This is a genomic window from Bacteroides sp. ZJ-18 (assembly GCF_011038705.2).
In the GTDB taxonomy this organism is placed as follows: Bacteria; Bacteroidota; Bacteroidia; order Bacteroidales; family Bacteroidaceae; genus Bacteroides; species Bacteroides hominis.
On record NZ_CP072198.1, the window covers coordinates 1,410,643 to 1,430,002 of the forward strand.

The 19,360-nt window shown below is 43.8% G+C and carries 11 protein-coding genes and 1 pseudogene; 8 read left to right on the plus strand and 4 right to left on the minus strand.

All coding sequences use genetic code 11. The features are described 5' to 3' along the window. Positions 1–75: 75 nt before the first annotated feature. The 7 genes from G7Y45_RS05690 to G7Y45_RS05720 all read left to right on the plus strand — a co-directional run bounded on the left by G7Y45_RS05690 (position 76) and on the right by G7Y45_RS05720 (position 15,241). On the plus strand, positions 76–864 hold the full coding sequence (locus tag G7Y45_RS05690; RefSeq protein WP_032536151.1) for a 5'-nucleotidase C-terminal domain-containing protein: 789 nt from the start codon (positions 76–78) through the stop codon (positions 862–864). A 39-nt stretch (positions 865–903) separates the two neighbouring features. Further along, on the plus strand, positions 904–1,776 hold the full coding sequence (locus tag G7Y45_RS05695; RefSeq protein ID WP_032541599.1) for a bifunctional UDP-sugar hydrolase/5'-nucleotidase: 873 nt from the start codon (positions 904–906) through the stop codon (positions 1,774–1,776). A gap of 37 nt (positions 1,777–1,813) precedes the next feature. Further along, entirely contained in the window at positions 1,814–4,801 is a 2,988-nt protein-coding gene (locus tag G7Y45_RS05700) for a glycoside hydrolase family 3 N-terminal domain-containing protein (protein ID WP_032531743.1), read from the plus strand. Between the two features lie 23 nt (positions 4,802–4,824). Then, positions 4,825–7,872: a glycoside hydrolase family 3 N-terminal domain-containing protein gene (locus tag G7Y45_RS05705; protein WP_165016389.1), complete on the plus strand. Its 3,048-nt coding sequence runs from the start codon at positions 4,825–4,827 to the stop codon at positions 7,870–7,872. A 622-nt stretch (positions 7,873–8,494) separates the two neighbouring features. Beyond that, on the plus strand, positions 8,495–11,686 hold the full coding sequence (locus tag G7Y45_RS05710) for a TonB-dependent receptor (protein ID WP_165016387.1): 3,192 nt from the start codon (positions 8,495–8,497) through the stop codon (positions 11,684–11,686). A gap of 21 nt (positions 11,687–11,707) precedes the next feature. Then, a complete protein-coding gene (locus G7Y45_RS05715) occupies positions 11,708–13,672 on the plus strand; it encodes a RagB/SusD family nutrient uptake outer membrane protein (protein ID WP_005810692.1) in 1,965 nt (654 codons plus the stop codon). A 108-nt stretch (positions 13,673–13,780) separates the two neighbouring features. Then, positions 13,781–15,241: an arylsulfatase gene (locus G7Y45_RS05720; protein WP_165016385.1), complete on the plus strand. Its 1,461-nt coding sequence runs from the start codon at positions 13,781–13,783 to the stop codon at positions 15,239–15,241. A gap of 118 nt (positions 15,242–15,359) precedes the next feature. On the opposite strand, the gene G7Y45_RS05725 is transcribed toward G7Y45_RS05720, so the two are convergent. Then, the gene (locus tag G7Y45_RS05725) at positions 15,360–15,986 is read right to left on the minus strand and encodes a porin family protein (RefSeq protein WP_005778814.1); all 627 of its coding nucleotides are present in this window, start codon (positions 15,984–15,986) and stop codon (positions 15,360–15,362) included. Between the two features lie 17 nt (positions 15,987–16,003). After that, entirely contained in the window at positions 16,004–16,636 is a 633-nt protein-coding gene (locus tag G7Y45_RS05730) for a DUF4136 domain-containing protein (protein ID WP_005778812.1), read from the minus strand. 176 nt (positions 16,637–16,812) lie between these two features. On the opposite strand from G7Y45_RS05730, the gene G7Y45_RS05735 reads away from it, so the two are divergent. Then, positions 16,813–18,111 carry a S28 family serine protease gene (locus G7Y45_RS05735; protein WP_032542920.1) on the plus strand — a complete coding sequence of 433 codons (1,299 nt, stop codon included), beginning with the start codon at positions 16,813–16,815 and terminating at the stop codon, positions 18,109–18,111. 148 nt (positions 18,112–18,259) lie between these two features. On the opposite strand, the gene G7Y45_RS05740 is transcribed toward G7Y45_RS05735, so the two are convergent. Both G7Y45_RS05740 and G7Y45_RS20130 read right to left on the minus strand, forming a co-directional pair. Continuing rightward, complete coding sequence (locus G7Y45_RS05740) at positions 18,260–18,610, minus strand: MarR family winged helix-turn-helix transcriptional regulator (RefSeq protein ID WP_005810690.1); 351 nt, start codon at positions 18,608–18,610, stop codon at positions 18,260–18,262. Positions 18,611–18,619: 9 nt separating this feature from the next. Further along, a pseudogene (locus tag G7Y45_RS20130) lies at positions 18,620–19,354 on the minus strand (DsrE/DsrF/DrsH-like family protein); the annotation flags it as partial. Positions 19,355–19,360: the final 6 nt, after the last annotated feature.

The window sequence follows — 19,360 nt, forward strand, 5'->3', positions numbered from 1 at the left end:
GTGCAAAGTAACGAATTATTTGCCGGATAGCCAAATGTTTTTGTATATTTGTAGCATTATTAAGTACTTAAGGATATGAAACAAAATTACGCAAAGATTATTTCAGGAGTAATTCTGGCGGGGTTGCTGACATTTACTTCTTGCCAGTCGACGCACGAAATGGCAAAAGCCGATTATCGGGTTGCCAAGGTAGAAGGAAGGATGATTGACATTGACGCTAAATGGGATGCTCATCCCGATGCAGATGCCGTGGCAATATTAAAGCCTTACAAAGAGAAGATAGACAACATGATGTATGAGGTAATCGGCACCAGCGAGCAGAAGATGGACAAAGGTCATCCCGAAAGTCTGCTTTCCAATCTTGTTGCGGAAGTATTGCGCCAGGCTGCGGTGAAAGTACAGGATAAGCCGGCTGACATGGGATTGGTGAATATGGGCGGATTGCGTAATATTTTGCCTGCCGGGGATATTACGGTGGGAACGGTATATGAGATATTGCCATTCGAAAATTCACTTTGCGTAATGACGATGAAGGGAACACACCTGAAAGCATTGCTCACAAGTATTGCTTCGCTGAAGGGAGAAGGAGTGAGTGGTATCCGGATGGAAATCACTAAGGATGGAAAATTACTGAACGCTACAGTGGGCGGCCGGCCGATTGATGACAACAAACTTTATACGGTGGCGACCATTGATTATCTGGCTGACGGTAACGGAAGCATGGAAGCTTTCTTGCAAGCGGAGAAACGTGTATGTCCGGAAGGAGCAACATTACGCGGACTCTTTCTTGACTATGTGAGACAACAAACAGCTGCCGGAAAGAAGATAACTTCGGCACTGGATGGTAGAATCACCGTGAAGTAAAGGTATAATAGAATGTAAAATGATAAAATTCAGTGAATTATGATATCCCCAACCAATAATAAATATATTCTTAGTTTTATGGAAAAGAATTTTCTGGCTTTCTTTTTCATTTTCTTTTTTTCTTTTTCAGCATTTGCCCAACAGGATAAAAAACTGATCCTGTTGCAGACCAGTGATGTGCATAGCCGTTTGGAACCTATCAATCAGGAAGGTGACCGGAATTATGATAAGGGAGGATTTGTACGTCGCGCTACATTTGTGAAAGAGTTCCGTAAGGAACATCCTGATATGTTATTGTTCGACTGCGGAGACATATCACAGGGGACCCCTTATTATAATATGTTTCAGGGTGAGGTAGAAGTGAAGATGATGAACGAAATGAAATATGATGCCATGACTATTGGCAACCATGAATTTGATTTCGATCTGGATAATATGGCACGTTTGTTCCGGATGGCCGACTTTCCGGTGGTATGTGCCAACTACGATGTGAGTGCCACAGTGCTTAAAGACTTGGTGAAACCATATGTAATCATCGAGAGAGACGGAGTTAAGATTGGTGTTTTGGGATTGGGCTGCCAACTTGAAGGCATGGTTCAGGCCAATAAATGTGTGGGAGTCGTTTATAATGATCCTGTAGCTACGGCAAATGAAGTGGCTGCTGTCTTGAAAGAAAAAGAGGGTTGTGATGTGGTTGTTTGTCTTTCTCACTTGGGTGTGCAATATGATGAAAACCGGTTGATTCCTAAAACCCGTAATATAGATGTTGTTCTCGGAGGGCACTCGCATACCTTTATGAAAGGACCGAAGACTCTTCTTAATATGGATGGCAAAAATGTATCATTGATGCATACCGGTAAGAGCGGGATCTATGTAGGACAGATGGACTTGACACTTGAAAATAAGAAATAAGAGGGATTTTCCCTCTTGAAATACCCCCAAACAAACTATGCTAAAACAACTGCTAACCGCTGCGTTGCTGCTGGGTGCGGGTGCTCTTTGGGCTCAGCAAACAGCAGGACTCTTGCCTGTACGGGAAGATGTACATTGCAATGAATGGGTAGAGCAAACGCTCTCCCGCATGAAACTGAAGGATAAGGTCGGACAATTATTTGTTTATACCCTGGCTCCACGGACAGATAAAGATACTGAAAAATTAGTGGATAAACTGACCCGTAAGTTGAAAGTGGGTGCTTTCCTGTATTCCGAAGGAACGGTAGAAGGTCAGGCGAAATTGACCAACCGGGCACAAAGCCGGTCGAAAATTCCGTTGATGATCACTTTTGATGGTGAGTGGGGACTATCCATGCGATTGGAGAATACGCCTGTGTTTCCGCGTAATGCGGCATTGGGTTGCATCAGTGATAATGCACTGATTGAGGCCTACGGTCAGGAAGTGGCACGTGAATTCCGGGAGATGGGTGTACATGTTAATTTTGCTCCGGATGCGGATGTCAATACCAATCCTGATAATCCGGTGATCCATGTGCGTTCGTTTGGTGAAAACCCGGAAGCGGTGGCTGAGAAAGTGATAGCTTATGGGCGTGGATTGGAGAGTGGTGGTATCTTGTCTGTTTCCAAACATTTTCCCGGACATGGTGATACGGACGTAGACTCTCATAAGGCGCTGCCTGCGGTCTATTACAATCGGGCACGTCTGGACAGTGTGGAACTATATCCTTTTAAAGAGGCCATTCGGGCTGGTTTAGGTGGTATTATGGTAGGGCATTTGCAGGTTCCGGCTCTGGAACCTGATCGTATAACTCCTTCTTCATTGTCGCGTAGCATTGTGACAGATGTGCTGCGAGGAGAGCTGGGATTCAATGGCTTGGTCTTTACTGATGCGCTTGCCATGAAAGGAGTAGCAAGCGAACCGGATGTGACGGTGAAGGCTCTGAAGGCGGGCAATGATATGGTATTGGTGCAACAAAATATAGAGAAAGCACAGCAGGATGTTCTGCAAGCCATTAAGGAAGGACGGCTCAGTATGGAAGAAGTAAATGCAAAATGCCGCAGGATCTTAACTTATAAGTACCGTTTGGGATTAAATAAGCGTCCTGTGATTTCAGTAGATGGGTTGAGTGATCGTATCAACACTCCTGAGGCACGGGCTTTACTGACAAAACTCCGCACGTCAGCAGTGACCGTACTGGGGAACTATTTCCGGATTCTACCTCTTGTTACTAAAGATGAAATAGCTGTATTGACGGTAGGTGGTGAAGGTAGTGATGCTTTGTTCATTGAAGAGTTACGCACCAGGCTGTCATTGAAAACATTCCGAATGGATAAAGATACGGGAGAGGAAGAACGCAAACGGATAGCAAAAGAACTTGGAAAACATCGGAGGGTCATTGTGAGTATGACGATAAAAGATAAAGAAGCGGAAGAATATCGTCCGTTCTTTACAGACCTCAATCTCCAGGCTCCTGTGGTTTATGCTTTCTTTACTTCGTACCGGACCCTGGTGACACTTGAAGAGGCTGTTGCCCGTTCGGCTGCTGTTGTACTGGCACATTCCGATGAAGCGGATTTGCAACGTTATGTAGCGGATGTGGTATTGGGTAAAGCTTCGGCGACAGGGCGTTTGTCTATGCGTATCGGAGAGACGTTTGCTGCCGGTTCAGGTGTAGATATAGTGCCCGGCATGACTGCCGGTACGGCTCCTGAAGATTATGGATTGAAATCGTACCGGCTTCATCGTATAGACTCTGTAGTATCTGCCGGATTGGCTGCCAAAGCATTTCCCGGGTGTCAGGTACTGGTATTGCGACATGGACAGCCTGTTTATGATAAATGCTTCGGCATTCATTCCGATACGGATAGTACCCCGGTACGTCCGACCGATCTTTTTGACCTTGCCTCTTTGACCAAGACAAGCGCTACACTATTGGCTGTGATGAAACTTTATGATCAGGGACAGTTGAAATTGACTGATCCTGCTTCTAAATATTTGCCTGCTTTACGGAATACGAACAAAAAGAATATTACCATCCGGGAGTTATTGTTGCATGAATCCGGCTTGGTTCCCTATATCCGTTTTTATCGCAACGCAATCGATGAATATTCAGTAACCGGTCCTTTTACACAAGGGTTTGTGGATGAATGGCATCATACCCGTATGGGGGAATATACTTATGCCTGTTCGGATTTCAAGTTCAGGAGAGGGCTCGTCTCTGCAACAAAAACGCCGGAACATACGTTGAAAATAGCCGATGGAATGTGGCTGCACAGAAAGTTTAAAGCCGCAATGATGAAGAGTATTGTTCAGTCGGAACTGGATCGTAAACGTTTTGTGTATAGTGATATCGGCTTTATTCTGTTACAGCAGGTGGTAGAATCCATAACCGGTCAAACGCTCGATGCTTATTTGGCTGCTGAGTTTTATCGACCTATGGGGTTAGAACGTACGTTGTTCCAACCGTTAAACTGTTATAAGAAAACAGAAGTAATGCCGACTGCTACCAATGATTATTTGCGTCGGCAGAACCTTTGCGGATATGTGCATGATGAAGCGGCTGCCTTTATGGGAGGCGTGAGTGGCAATGCCGGATTATTTTCGACAGCCTGCGAACTTGGAAAGATCTATCAGATGATTCTCAATGAAGGCGAACTGGACGGGAAGCGTTATCTCAGATCGGAAACCTGCCGTGCATTTACTATGGGAAAATCTGCTGTCAGCCATCGTGGATTAGGATATGACAAGCCTAACTTGAATGATCCGAAAGCAAATGCCTGTGCACCTTCGGCACCGGCCTCTGTTTACGGACATACCGGATTTACCGGTACTTGTGCTTGGGTGGATCCGGAAAATGACTTGGTTTATATCTTTCTGAGTAACCGTCTCTGTCCCGATTCCTGGAATGGAAAGTTGAATAGCATGAAGATTAGGCAAGGGATACAGGAAGTGATTTATCAGTCATTATATACAACAGAATAGCTAATGGCTTTTTACAATATAGAATGAAAAGAAGATATTTATTTGCTGGTTTAGTCGTATCAGCGTTTTTTGTGGTAGGGGCGAAAACTCCTACTTTAAAAGATACTCCTATTGGTGAGAACTTTCATGCTCCTCCCGGTGTATCTGCTCCTATAGAACCTTTATTGCTTTATCAGGCCTCTCAGGACGAAAAATGCCGTCACTGGGTCGATTCTGTTTACAAGCGGATGAGTTTGAAAGAAAAGGTTGGCCAATTGTTCATTTATACCATTGCACCTGTGCAGACCAAACGGAATATGCAGTTGTTGCGTGATGCCGTTCATACCTATAAAGTCGGTGGATTACTCTTTTCCGGTGGAAAGATACAGAATCAAGCTACACTGACCAACGAAGCGCAACGGATGGCGCGCTGTCCGTTGCTGATAACCTTCGATGGTGAGTGGGGACTTTCCATGCGTTTACGCGGTACTCCTGTTTTCCCAAGAAATATGGTATTAGGATGTATTCAGGATAATCGGCTGATCTATGAGTATGGACGGGAAATGGCTCGCCAGTGTCGTGAACTGGGAGTACAGGTGAATTTTGCTCCGGTGGCTGACGTAAATATCAATCCGGATAATCCGGTTATCAACACCCGTTCGTTCGGTGAAGATCCGATGCAGGTAGCCGACAAAGTGATTGCTTATGCTTCGGGGCTGGAGAGTGGAAAAGTCCTTTCGGTTTGCAAGCATTTCCCGGGGCATGGTGATACGGACGTGGACTCACACAAAGCATTGCCCGTATTGCCTTTTACACGTGAACGTCTGGACAGTGTAGAACTATATCCGTTTAAAGAGGCTATCCGTGCCGGAGTCAGTGGTATGATGGTGGGGCACTTACAGGTTCCTGTAATCGAACCAATCGGTGGATTGCCCTCATCTTTATCGCGCAATGTGGTTTATGGTTTGCTGACCGAGGAATTGGCTTTTAAGGGACTTATTTTTACGGATGCGCTTGCTATGAAAGGGGTTTCCGGTAATCAGAGTGTCTGTCTGCAAGCCTTGAAAGCCGGAAATGATATGGTATTGGCTCCCCGCAGGCTAAAGGAAGAGATAGATGCTGTATTGGCAGCGGTGGAAAAAGGAGAACTTCCGGAAGAGGAAATTGATGCAAAATGTCGGAAAATACTCACTTATAAATACATTTTAGGTCTAAAGGATAAACCTTTTGTGAGACTATCGGGGTTGGGGTCTCGTATTAATACGCCTCAAACACGTGATTTGATTCGCAGGCTAAATCTGGCTGCAATTACAGTGTTGAATAATAAAGGAGGTGTATTGCCTCTGCATCCCGACCTGAAAGAGGTAGCTATATTGAATGTCGGTGATGGCGGGAAAACAGAACCTTTTGACCGCGAAATAAAGAAGTATATTCCATTTACGCGTTTTCAATTGCGTAAAGATTTGCCGGAGGTCGAACAGCAGAAACTGCGTGATTCTCTTGCTGCTTATCGCCGCGTTATTGTTACTGTTACCGAGCAACGCCTTGCTCCTTACCAATCATTTTTTGCCAGGTTTGCTCCGGAAGCTCCTGCAATTTATGTGTTCTATACTCCGGCTAAATCCATGTTGCAGATCCAGCGGGCTGTATCGGCGGCTGAGGCTGTGGTACTGGCTCATGCTCCTCATGATGATGTTCAGGAACGTGTGGCTGATATACTTTTTGGCAAAGCGACAGCAGACGGAAGGCTGTCTGCCAGTGTGGGTGGATTGTTTTCTGCCGGTTCGGGAGTGACGATCACGCCGCATACGCCTTTCCATTTTGTACCCGAAGAATATGGTCTGAAATCGGAAGTGCTAAGTCGCATCGATTCAATTGCTTTGGAAGGTATTAAAGAAGGAGCTTATCCCGGTTGCCAGATACTGGTAATGAAGGATGGTAAGGCTTTATATGACCGATGTTTCGGGCACCATACAGATAAGCATAGTGAAAAAGTGAAACCGACCGATCTTTATGATCTGGCTTCACTGTCAAAAACAACAGGTACATTGTTGGCTGTAATGAAGCTCTATGATAAAGGGTGCTTTAATCTGACTGATAAAGTGTCTGATTATCTGCCTTTCTTGCGTAAGACGAATAAGGAGAATCTGACCATTCGTGAACTACTCTTGCACCAATCGGGGTTACCTTCCGGATTAGTCTTCTATCAGGAAGCTATTGATAAGAAAAGTTATAAAGGTTCGTTGTTCAAGCAGTCAAAGGATGCTTTGCATACGGTACGGTTAGGTGCTCGTACTTGGGGAAATCCGAGGTTCCGGTTCAATAAAGGGATGGCAGCCGAGACGAAAAGCGGAGACTGTATCCTTCAGGTTTGCGATAGTCTATGGTTGAATCAGTCGTTCAGGGAAGAGATGCAGAGAAAAATTGCAGAAGTACCGTTAAAGGATAAGAACTACCGTTACAGTGATATCGGATTTATCTTGTTGCAGATGCTTGCAGAAGAGTTAAGTGGTAAACCATTGGATGAATATCTGTGGCAGGAATTCTACAAACCGATGGGGCTGGAGCGTACTGCATATTTGCCATTGCGCTACTTCGAAAAGAAAGAGATTGTACCTTCTGCTGTAGACCGTTTCCTCCGTAAGACCACTTTGCAAGGTTTTGTACACGATGAGTCGGCCGCATTTCAGGGAGGTGTTTCAGGAAACGCCGGACTTTTTTCTACAGCTCGTGAGGTTGGCAAGGTCTATCAGATGTTACTTAATGGTGGTGAGCTGGATGGACGACGTTATTTAAGTAAAGAGACTTGTGCTTTGTTCACTACCGATAAATCAAAAATCAGCCGCCGTGGTCTGGGCTTTGATAAGCCGGATGTGGTGAATGAAAGTAAAAGTCCGTGTGCTGTTTCTGCTCCTGCTTCTGTATATGGGCATACCGGATTTACAGGAACCTGTGCTTGGGTAGATCCGGATAATGGTTTGGTTTATGTGTTTCTGAGCAATCGTACCTATCCCGATGCTTGGGTTAACAAATTATCTAAAATGGCAATACGGGAAAAAATTCAGGAAACCATTTATGAGGCGATGAAGTAGAATTAATCATTACATATGCCAGCGTGTTATAAGTCAACTCTTGGTGAGGATGTACCTCGCTGAGATTTGATTTATAATGCTTTATGATTCATGATGTTTTGTGCTTTGATATTTTTATTTAGTACTATAACTCCACCGTGATAGCTTCTGACAAATGTGAATGGCATTCTTTTAATGTAAATAATTTAGCCTGAGATGGGTGTGGGATAGAGAAAAGTATTAAAATCAATAGTAAAAAGAGCATTCTCTTCTAAGTTCTATCAGAACTTTCCGAAAGGAGTTAGGGGAAATTGGGGAACATTTTCTCATAAGTATTAATATTTAATTGGTTTTGAGATAGCAATATAGGATCTGTTTGGAATCGGTTAAATATATGTTTGTTTACTATCCTAATCCTATTTTTCTACCTGTATTAGATTTAACTTTCGCAGACAAAGTTAACTCTATTTTTTATAAATACAATAAACAATACTAAAAAATAATATAAAAGAAGTCCCCTGTTGGAGTGAATGTTTCCCCAATATGAATCAAAAAGTAATATAAAATGAAAATGGATGATTACATATTGTTTTAAGTTCTGATAGGACTTGGCATTTCTGCCGGCCTACTCTCTCCGAACCATGTGTTCGCTACGTCTTTAGAGACTTATGAGAACCAGTCTGTTGCTGCCGTTCAGCAAGCAAGGAAGATTACCGGTACTGTAACCGATGCTGCCGGTGAACCGGTCATTGGTGCTACTGTCCTGGAAAAGGGTAATGCTTCCAATGGTACAATTACCGATATTAATGGTAAATTCTCTCTTTCTGTTTCGGGCAATGCCGTAATCAGTATTTCGTATATAGGATACATAACGCAAAATATTAAGATAACCAATCAGAGCTCACTCAAAGTGATATTGATGGATGATACCCAAGCACTGGAAGAAGTGGTAGTGGTAGGCTATGGCTCTCAGAAGAAAGCGAATCTGACCGGTGCCGTATCTTCAGTCAAAATGGATGAGGTATTAGGTGACCGTCCTATCTTGAATGCATCCGATGCTCTTCAGGGAGCTGTCCCGGGATTGTTTGTTTCTAACGGAGGTAATGCTCCCGGAACAAGTAAATCTTTCCAGATTCGTGGTGCCTATTCTGTCGGCGTCAAGAACTCGGACGGTTCATATGGTAATACCATTAAGCCACTGGTACTGATCGATAATGTGGAAGGTGATCTTGACATGGTCAATCCGGAAGATATCGAGTCAATCAGTGTATTGAAAGATGCTGCTTCTGCGGCAATCTATGGTGCACGTGCTGCCGGTGGTGTAATTGTTGTCACAACCAAACGTCCCAAAGGTGCCGCTAAATTCTCATTGAATTACAATAATAACTTTGCTTTCGGAACAGCTGTCAACCTGCCTAAGCAAGCTCCGTTGATGGATTATCTGCAAGCTTATCTGGATTGCGGATATTCGGATGCTTATTGGTCGCTCGGTTCGCCAAGTGTCAGTAAATGGATGGAGTATCTCAGTGAATACCAGAAAAATCCGTCTGCTTTCAATACGGTAGGTGATGGTATCTATATGGATGAATCCGGTGTACCTTATTATCTGAATGAGAAAGACCTCTATAAAAACTTTATGGAGACCAGCTTCCAGATGACCCATAATATTTCGGCCTCCGGAGGTACGGACAAGCTCCGTTATCGTATTTCGGGAGGATATACTTCAAACGATGGTGTGTTGATATCCGATCGTGATAAGTTTGAGCGTATGAACATCAACACCTTTATTTCGGCCGATGTGACTAATTGGTTTACTCAGGAAGTGACAATGAGCTATGCTCACAGTTTGCAAACTTCACCTGGTGGAATGGGTGGTGTGTATAACACCCGTTTGATTTCATACTATCCCGAAGGAGATTTGCCGGCATCGGTTAATACTTTGGCAAACGAAGACCTTCCTTTGTTTACCCCGCGGAATCAGATTTTACTGTCGAACCCGGTAAACAACAATAATGATAATCCACGTATCTTCTTGAAATCCATTCTGAAACCGCTTAAAGGGCTGGAAGCAGTATTTGAGTATACGTTCGATAAAAACATTTATGATTATCATTGGTATACAGGGCAGTATGATTATACCACTATCCAGGGAGGAAGCTCTAAATCTTTTGTAGACGATTATCTGAGAAAATACAAACAGCATACGAATTATAATGCTATCAACGTGTATGCTACGTATAGTAAGAACTTTGGCAGTCATAATTTTAAAGTAATGGCCGGATTCAATCAGGAATCGAGCTATCAAGAGACTTTGGATGCCTACTCATACAATCAAGCTGTGATTGATGTGCCGGCAATGGGCTCCGGAACCGGAACCATCAAGACTACTGACTCATATAGTGAGTATGCTGTACGTGGTGGCTTTTTCAGGGTTAACTATAACTATCAGGACAAATATTTGCTGGAAGTAAACGGGCGCTATGACGGTTCTTCCAAATTCCCGAAGAGTTCCCGTTTTGGCTTCTTCCCTTCAGTGTCAGCCGGCTGGCAGATAGCACAGGAGAAGTTTATGGAGTCTACACGTAACTGGTTGGATGGGTTGAAAGTCCGTGCATCATATGGTGTTATTGGTAACCAGAATGTGAATCCATATACATTCACTCCGACCATGAGTGTCAGCAATAAGTCTACCTCCTGGATTATCGATAATACGTATGTTACCTCTATCAGCTCGTTGCCTGCATTGGTAAGCCAGAATTTTACCTGGGAAAAAGTAGGTACGGTCAATGTCGGACTGGACGTGAATCTATTCAATAATCGCCTGAATGGTGTATTTGAATGGTATCAGCGTAATACTAACGGTATGCTTGCTCCGGGCGTACAGTTGCCTGCTGTTGTAGGTGCCAGTGCTCCTTACCAAAATACGGCCGATATGCGTACCCGAGGTTGGGAACTGAGCCTGAACTGGCGCGACCAGATCGGTAAAGTAGGATATCGTCTTGGTTTTAACCTCTCTGATTATAAGTCGAAAATTACCAAATACGATGACAATGCGGCCACTAAACTGTTAAGCAGTTTCTATCCCGGACAGGTGATGGGTGAAATATGGGGTTATGTAGCAGACGGCTATTATACAGTAGATGATTTTGAAGATACTTCGTCCTGGAAACTGAAGGAAGGCATAACTTCGATTAATGGTTATAACGTCCGCCCGGGTGATGTGAAATTCAAAAATCTTCGTGATGATGAAAGTTCTACTAATGTTATTACAAGCGGTGACAACACATTCGATAATCCGGGTGACCGCAAAGTGATTGGTAATACGACTCCGCGTTATCAGTATGGTATTAATCTGGGAGCCAACTATGCCGGTTTCGACCTGAATGTTATTTTGCAGGGAACTGGAAAACGTGATTACTGGATCTCGAATGTTCTGACTTTCCCGATGAACGGTGATAACTTTATTCCTCTATTCGATGGGCTGGATGACTATTGGAAGCCGAAAGACCCGGATAACGGTGACTGGACAGCAGTTAATCCGAATGCTAAGTATCCCCGTCTGTATGGTAACCGTGGTAATTCAGGATCAAATCTTCGTCAAAGCGACAAATATTTGTCCGATGCTTCTTACCTCCGTATCAAGAACATTACTCTGTCCTATAACCTGCCCAAAAAGTGGCTGTCTCAGATCTTCCTGTCACAAATGAAAGCGTTTGTCAGTGTTGAAAACGTAGCTACTTTCACCTCTCTGCCTTCGGGTATCGACCCGGAAAGAATAGAATGGAACTATCCGGCATTCCGCACGGTTTCATTCGGTATAAATGTCACATTATAAACTCTAATCTGATACACGAATATGAAAAAGATATTATTGTTTTTAACCCTTTTCGCGGGGATGATGCTGTCGGGATGCAACGATAGTTTCCTGGAGAAATATCCTGTAACCAGCCTGACGGAAGAAAATGCCTTCAAATCTTATGACAATTTTAAGGCCTTTATGTGGCCATGTTATGAAATGTTTTCTAATACGAACATTGCTACTTCTACCACTGCAATCGGGCGTAATTCTCATTACTTGGGTGATGTGTATGCCGGATATCTGAATCAGCGCGGAGCCAGCAGCCAGAATAAATATGCGTTCCAAACGGTGACTAATGCTACATCAGGTAATGGATGGAATTTTTCCACCTTTATCCGCCGTATTAACCTGATGCTTTCACATGTGGATGCTTCTGATATGACGGAAGCTGAAAAGAATCACTGGAAAGCCGTCGGATATTTCTTTCATTCATTCTGGTATATGGAGCTTATCGATCGTTTCGGTGATGTGCCTTGGATTGATAAACCACTGGATGAAACCTCAGAAGAGGCTTATGGTACCCGCATGCCACGCTTTGAAGTAGCCGATAAAGTGCTGGAGCGTTTACAATGGGCTGAAGAGAATATCGGTGATGCATCGGTTTACGAGAAAAAAGACGGTTCGAATACCATCAATCGCGACTGTGTGCGTGCAGCTCTTTCACGTTTCACGCTGCGTGAAGCTACCTGGCGTAAATATCATGAACTGGGAAGTTATGATAAGTATTTCACTGAGTGTATCCGTGTATCCAAACTGTTGATGGCAGACTATCCGACATTATATTATGGAACTGACGGACAACCGGCAGCCGGATATGGTGAGATGTGGACCACAGAGGACCTGAGTAAGGTACAAGGCGTTATTCTGTATCAGCAGTGGCTGGAAACAATAAAACCGGGACACTCGTGCTATTATGAACATACTTCTTCGCACGACATAGAAATGCATCAGGGAACAGTGGACCTGTATTTGTGTAAAGATGGAAAAACTATTTCTCACTCAGATTTGTATAAGGGAGACAAAGATATTTATTCTACTTTCCGCAACCGTGACCCGCGTATGTATCATACCATCATGCCGCCTTATAAAGTGAAAGACGGTAAGGGAGATTATGCTACATGGTCTTATACCAGTGATCCCGCCGACCGTGAATATATCGACATCATGGGAGCGAATGAGTCGTGTAGCAATCCGGGTATCGGTATGAAACGTTTACCGGGACAGAACTGGAGTGCTTCATTGGTACGCCGCGTTCCGAATTTGCAGGGAGGCGCACAATATACGATTGAAGGAAAGAAATACGGACCACATGCTTATGTTGCTTGCCGTTCGGGATATTATGTATGGAAAAACTGGGATAACTGGGAAGAAAATTATAACAATGCCCAAGTGAACACTGCCGATAAACCTGTCTTTAAAATTGAAGAGGTTTTGCTGAACTATGCCGAGGCTATGTTTGAGACCAACCAGTTCACACAGACAATTGCTGACGAGACAATCAATAAATTGCGTAAACGTGCCGGTGTGGCCGATATGGTAGTGGCGCAGATTGATGCTAATTTTGATCCGAATCGTGGAAAATATTATCCGAAGGGAAATGATAATGGAATTCTCGTTGATCCGGTATTGTGGGAGATCCGTCGTGAACGTATTATTGAACTGATGGGAGAAGGATTCGGTTTCTACGATGTACGTCGTTGGAGAATGGCTCCTTGGTTTGTGAATATGCAGCAGAAAGGTATGTGGATTTCGAAGAGCGAACTCAGCTCACTGACACTGCTTAACGAAATGACCGGAACATCGGATGGGGCAAATGGATCTATGACCGAAGGTTATATCTATTTGTTCAACGATCCGTTGAAAGAAGGAAAAGGCTGGCTTGAAAAATATTATCTCTATCAAGTCCCGTTGGAAGAAATAGCGCTTAATCCTAATCTGACTCAAAACCCGGGCTGGGAATAGAAAGATCTTTATCCGTTCTTTTAAATTAAACAATGAGAGAAGAAGAGTGGCGAAACTGGCTTTAGTAGCGCCCTCTTCCTTCTGTTTTGAAAACTTTAAATACATATCATGAATCAGAAATTATTACTCGGAAGTGCATTGCTCGTAGGGATGGTTTCTACACAACAAACGTTGGCACAGAAAAAGAAAGCACAGGGGCAAACCCGCCCTAACGTTGTTTTTATACTGGCTGATGACCTGGGGTACGGAGATTTGAGTTGCTATGGGCAAGAGAAGTTCGAAACCCCTAATATCGACCGATTGGCACAGAATGGCATGCGTTTCACCCAATGTTACTCGGGAACAACGGTTAGTGCTCCCTCGCGTTCGTGCCTGATAACCGGAACCCATAGCGGGCACACAGCTATTCGCGGGAACAAAGAGCTTGCTCCGGAAGGACAATTCCCATTACCGGAAAACTCACAGACCATCTTTAATGATTTTCGTAATGCAGGTTATCGTACAGGTGCCTTTGGCAAATGGGGGCTTGGCTACATCGGTTCGGTGGGTGATCCTAACAAACAGGGAATCGATCAATTTTACGGATATAACTGCCAGTTGCTCGCCCATAGTTATTATCCCGACCATTTGTGGGATAATGATAAACGTGTCGATTTGCCGGATAATAATTTAAACGTGCAATACGGAAAGGGAACTTATTCGCAGGATCTGATTCATTCTAAAGCATTAGCTTTCCTGGATGAAGCTGCTAAGGATAAAGATAAACCGTTCTTTATGTGGTATCCTACTATTATCCCGCATGCCGAACTGATAGTACCGGAAGATAGTATTATCAAGAAGTTCAGGGGGAAATACCCGGAGAAACCCTATCGTGGAGCAGAGCCCGGCAGTCCCGGTTTTCGTAAAGGGGGATATTGTACCCAGTTCTATCCGCATGCTACTTTTGCTGCAATGGTTTACCGGTTGGATGTGTACGTAGCGCAGATTGTACAGAAACTCAAAGATATGGGAGTATACGATAATACCATTATTATTTTCTCAAGTGATAATGGTCCTCACATGGAGGGCGGTGCCGATCCGGATTTCTTTAACAGTAATGGTATCTGGCGCGGATACAAGCGTGATGTATATGAAGGTGGTATTCGTGTACCTATGATTATATCGTGGCCTGGACGTGTACAGCCAAATACGGAAACCGATTTCATGTGTTCATTCTGGGATTTGATGCCTACTTTCAGGGAAGTATTGGATCCGAAAGTGGATACTCGGAATATGGATGGTGTCAGCATACTTCCTTTGTTGCAAAACCGCAAAGGACAGAAAGAGCACGAATATCTTTATTTTGAATTTCTTGAGATGAACGGACGCCAGGCTGTCCGCAAAGGCGATTGGAAACTCGTTCATATGAATATACGTGGAAACAAACCCTACTACGAATTGTATAATTTAGCTTCGGATCCGTCAGAGAAACACAACGTGCTGAACCTGTTCCCCAAGAAAGCGGATGAGCTGAAGACAATTATGAAAGAAGCTCATACAGAAGATCCTAATTGGCCTTTATTTCGATAAATAGTGATTGATAAAGTTGTCAAAATGAAAGGCAAGCATGTATTGCTTTAAAAGGAAGGGGCTGTTATGTGATATAACAGCCCCTTTATGTATATATAGTCAGGTACCTCTGCTCTTTTTAGAAAGCAAGACCTACCCTGAAGCCGAAGTTGTTCAGTTTGTCTACATTGTAAGTCAACACATTGGCTTTGTTGGTAGCATAGCTGTAATAAACAGCGATGTGCAGGCCCGGGCCATATGCCCAAGGGTAAACGTTCAGACCGAGTTCCGGTGATACGTAAAATCCCCAAGTATTGTCGCGGGTTTCGAACATATTGTAGTTAGAACGTACTTTCGCATAGTTGGCACCCAGTTTGACACCAAAGTAAGGCTGCCATGCTCCCCCACGATTCAACTGATAGCGTGCGGCGGCACCAAAAGGTAACTGGAAGATGGTATGCTGCTGGTCAGTATTCACGGTTCCTTCGCCCACAGGGAAAGTTGCGCGTGGGAAGTATTCGTGATTGCTGCTATAGTTCATAAAGAGACCCAGTCCGAGGTTAGGGGTTACAAAATAACCGCCTTCGAAGTTCATACCCCATCCACTGGCTTTATCGGCAAAGTGATTTTTCAATGGCACGTTGAACTGCCAGTCCACGTTAGCGTATCCATTATCTGATAACTGTGCCTTGGCCGGCATGGCAAAGGCCAGAGCAAGGGCCGCTATGGCCAGTACTCTAAGAGAAATATATTTCATTGTTTTCATAACGGTTCTTAATTAAATTATTTGTTAGTGAGATAAGGTGACTGTGCAAACGACTGATTGATTGCGCGAACAACCAGAGTCTGGTTCACTTTGCCGGAATAGCTTGCAGGACCGCTCAGGAAGCTGCTCCACAGAACCGGAAGTTTCTGATTATCACCTTCGGGAGCCTTCAGGTTCATGATTTCAGTCAGGAATGAGTTGGTTGTAATGCTATAGTTCACAACATACGGATAGTACCAACCGCCCCAGTTACCCCAGTAAGGTGCATCCCAATAGCCGGGATAGTTCCACCACCATTCGGGTTGTCCGTAGTCGGTAAAGTAATAAGTACTCTGAACGTAACTAATCTGCACACCCAGATCGGCAGCATCTTTATTGTCAGTATAAGCAAAACCTTTGCTGTTCAGGTTGTCTTTGTATGCATTGATAATGGCTGCTGCTGCTTCACCTTTCCAGTATTCCGGATCTTTTTTATCTCCTATTACGAGAACGCTGTCAGGGATGTAGTACGTGCTGAACTGTTTAAAGTCAGCTTTCTTGTCGTAGTTGGTATAAACCAAATAGTCATTGTCCAATTTGTCCATGTCAGGGTCTTTTTCGCAAGCTGCGAATGCAAAGACCGCCAATAAGATGGGAATTAATCTCTTCATATCTTTATAATGTTTAGGTTATTAAAAAAATCTTGCCCTGGTACCTTAAGGCGTTTGCAGAAAATAACAAGACTCTTGTTAAAAGGTTCGCAAAGAATAATGTTAAAATGCAGTATGATTACTTGGAGCCTTTGGTGAAAGATCTATCTTTGTACAAAATTAAAACCGAAATAAATATGAAGAACCTACGCATCTGCCAGACATTTTCTCTTTGGCTCGTTTTGCTTGCTACATCTTTGTCTCTATCCGCCCAAACAACTTTATTGGATAAGTTGGGTAAGATTACCGAAATCACCAAGACCCAGCCCTTGGAATCTACAGAGTTTGTTGAGAAATATGTGGCTTATTTCACCCAGCCGTTAGATCATCATCATCCAGAGAAGGGCTCTTTCAGTCAGCGTGTTATTGTTTCCCATGTCGGATTCGATCGTCCTACTGTGATGGTTACCGAAGGTTATGGCGCTTCTTATGCTTTGGGAATCAATTACCGGGAAGAGCTATCAAAACTATTTAATACCAATATGATATTTGTGGAGTATCGCTATTTCCTCGAATCGACTCCTACTCCTAAAGATTGGCAATATCTGACAGCCGAGAACTCTGCTGAAGATTTACATGCCGTGCGCGAGGCTTTCCGCTCCATCTATCCCGGTAAGTGGATTGCTACCGGCATCAGTAAGGGGGGACAGACAGCGATGCTTTATCGGACTTTCTTTCCCGAAGATGTGGATATCTCTGTTCCGTATGTGGCTCCACTCTGCTATGGAGTCGAAGACGGGCGTCACGAACCATTTTTAAAGATGGTATCTACTCCTGAGGCTCGTGAGAAAATTGAAAATTTTCAGTTGGAAGTGTTGAAGCGTAAACCTACTTTGCTACCTCGTTTTGAGAAGTATTGTGCCGGAAAGAAATATAAATTCCGCGTTCCTGTAGAAGAGATTTATGATTATTCAGTACTCGAATATTCGTTTTCTATCTGGCAATGGGGGACCCCGGTCGATCAGATTCCTGCAATTACGGCCTCGGATGACGAACTCTTTAAACATTTGCTTGCAATTAGCGAACCGTCTTATTTTGAGGAAGAGGGTGCCAATACTTCCTTCTTTGTCCAAGCTGCCCGCGAGTTGGGGTATTATGGGTATGATATCCGTCCATTCAAAAAATATCTTACCATTAAAACCAGTGAAGATTACTTGAAGCGTTTGATGCTTCCTGAAGAACTCGGCAATATGAAGTTTGATAAGACTCTGAGCCGGAAAATAATTCATTTCCTAAAGAAAAATGATCCGAGGATGATCTTTATCTATGGGCAGAATGATCCATGGACGGCAGCAGGTGTCACTTGGCTGAAAGGAAAAAAGAATATTCATGTCTTTGTGCAACCAAACGGAAGTCATTTGGCCCGTATCGGCACTTTACCTCAAAAAGAGAAAGAGGAGGCTATCGAGTTGATAAAAGAATGGTTGGAAGAGTGATTCCATTCTTACCCTTCTGTAAATGAATAGAAAAGTTACAGGGGTGTTTTCACCACAGATTACACAAATTTATACAGATGAAAAGCAACTGGATTATTGCCCATACAGATAATCAGTGTAATCTGTGGTGATCTCTGATGTTACAAACTTACATCAGCGGTTTCAATATCTCCGGCACCTCTACTTTGTCCAGGTCCAGCTCGTCTAAACGCTTCTTTCCCGCTTCTGTCAGGCTGAAATACATTTGACGTTTATCTACTTCACCCAATGAGCGGCGGATAAGTCCTTTATCCTCCACTGCACGGATGACTTTCGACGTATGTGATGGAGCCATTTCCGTTCGTTCGGATATGGCGGTCGATGTAATCTCTTTTCCGGCTTCACGTAACGCACATAGCACCATTGCTTCGTTAAGCGATATCGCATACATCTCCTCAAATGCTGTTTCGAATACAGAGAGAGCTTTGTAGATATCGCGCATTTTACATATTGTATTCATACTTCTTTATTAAATAAACAAATTGATGTTAGCATTATCGGCACGCTCCATGTAAGTGGCCACTCCACCTACTGTAACCTCATCGAGCAGTTCTTCACGTTTCACTCCCATGACATCCATCGACATCTGGCAGGCTATGAATTCCACACCGTTTTCCAATGCCTGTTGCCGCAGGGATTCCAGTGAGTCGATGCCCTTGCGGTGCATGATGTATCGCATCATCTTTCCGCCCATGCCTCCCATATTCATTTTCGACAGCTTCAGTTTCAGTGAACTCGATGGTAACATCATTCCGAACATCTTGCCGAAAGCGTCTTTCTCTACCTTCCGTTTATGAAGTTTTTTAATTACATTCAGTCCCCAGAAGGTAAAGAAGATAGTCACTTTCTGTCCGGTCGCAGCCGCACCGTTGGCCAGGATGAAAGTAGCAAGCGCCTTATCCAGATCGTCGCTGAACATAATCAATGTTTTTCCTTTGCTGTCACACGTTGTAGTGAGACTACAGGCTTTGGGCTCTCCTTTTTCAATAATTACTACCGACTTTCCGTCTGCACTCTCTTTTGAGATGAAATTATTTCCGGTCGAGTTGCACCATGCTGCGGCATCTCGTGAGAATCCCGGGTCTGTAGCTACAATTTCCACTCGTTCTCCCGGGGCGAGTGTATCCATTGTTTTCTTCATTTTCAAGATTGGGCCCGGACATTGTAATCCGCAGGCATCCACTCGGATGGTTTTAGACATTGCAACGGG

What these genes read in the sequence shown, in the direction of transcription:
- G7Y45_RS05690 (WP_032536151.1), top strand. Translation starts at nt 76, where the DNA reads ATGAAACAAAATTACGCAAAGATTATTTCAGGAGTAATTCTGGCGGGG.
- G7Y45_RS05695 (WP_032541599.1), top strand. Translation starts at nt 904, where the DNA reads ATGATATCCCCAACCAATAATAAATATATTCTTAGTTTTATGGAAAAG.
- G7Y45_RS05700 (WP_032531743.1), top strand. Translation starts at nt 1,814, where the DNA reads ATGCTAAAACAACTGCTAACCGCTGCGTTGCTGCTGGGTGCGGGTGCT.
- G7Y45_RS05705 (WP_165016389.1), top strand. Translation starts at nt 4,825, where the DNA reads ATGAAAAGAAGATATTTATTTGCTGGTTTAGTCGTATCAGCGTTTTTT.
- G7Y45_RS05715 (WP_005810692.1), top strand. Translation starts at nt 11,708, where the DNA reads ATGAAAAAGATATTATTGTTTTTAACCCTTTTCGCGGGGATGATGCTG.
- G7Y45_RS05720 (WP_165016385.1), top strand. Translation starts at nt 13,781, where the DNA reads ATGAATCAGAAATTATTACTCGGAAGTGCATTGCTCGTAGGGATGGTT.
- G7Y45_RS05725 (WP_005778814.1), bottom strand. Translation starts at nt 15,986, where the DNA reads ATGAAAACAATGAAATATATTTCTCTTAGAGTACTGGCCATAGCGGCC.
- G7Y45_RS05730 (WP_005778812.1), bottom strand. Translation starts at nt 16,636, where the DNA reads ATGAAGAGATTAATTCCCATCTTATTGGCGGTCTTTGCATTCGCAGCT.
- G7Y45_RS05735 (WP_032542920.1), top strand. Translation starts at nt 16,813, where the DNA reads ATGAAGAACCTACGCATCTGCCAGACATTTTCTCTTTGGCTCGTTTTG.
- G7Y45_RS05740 (WP_005810690.1), bottom strand. Translation starts at nt 18,610, where the DNA reads ATGAATACAATATGTAAAATGCGCGATATCTACAAAGCTCTCTCTGTA.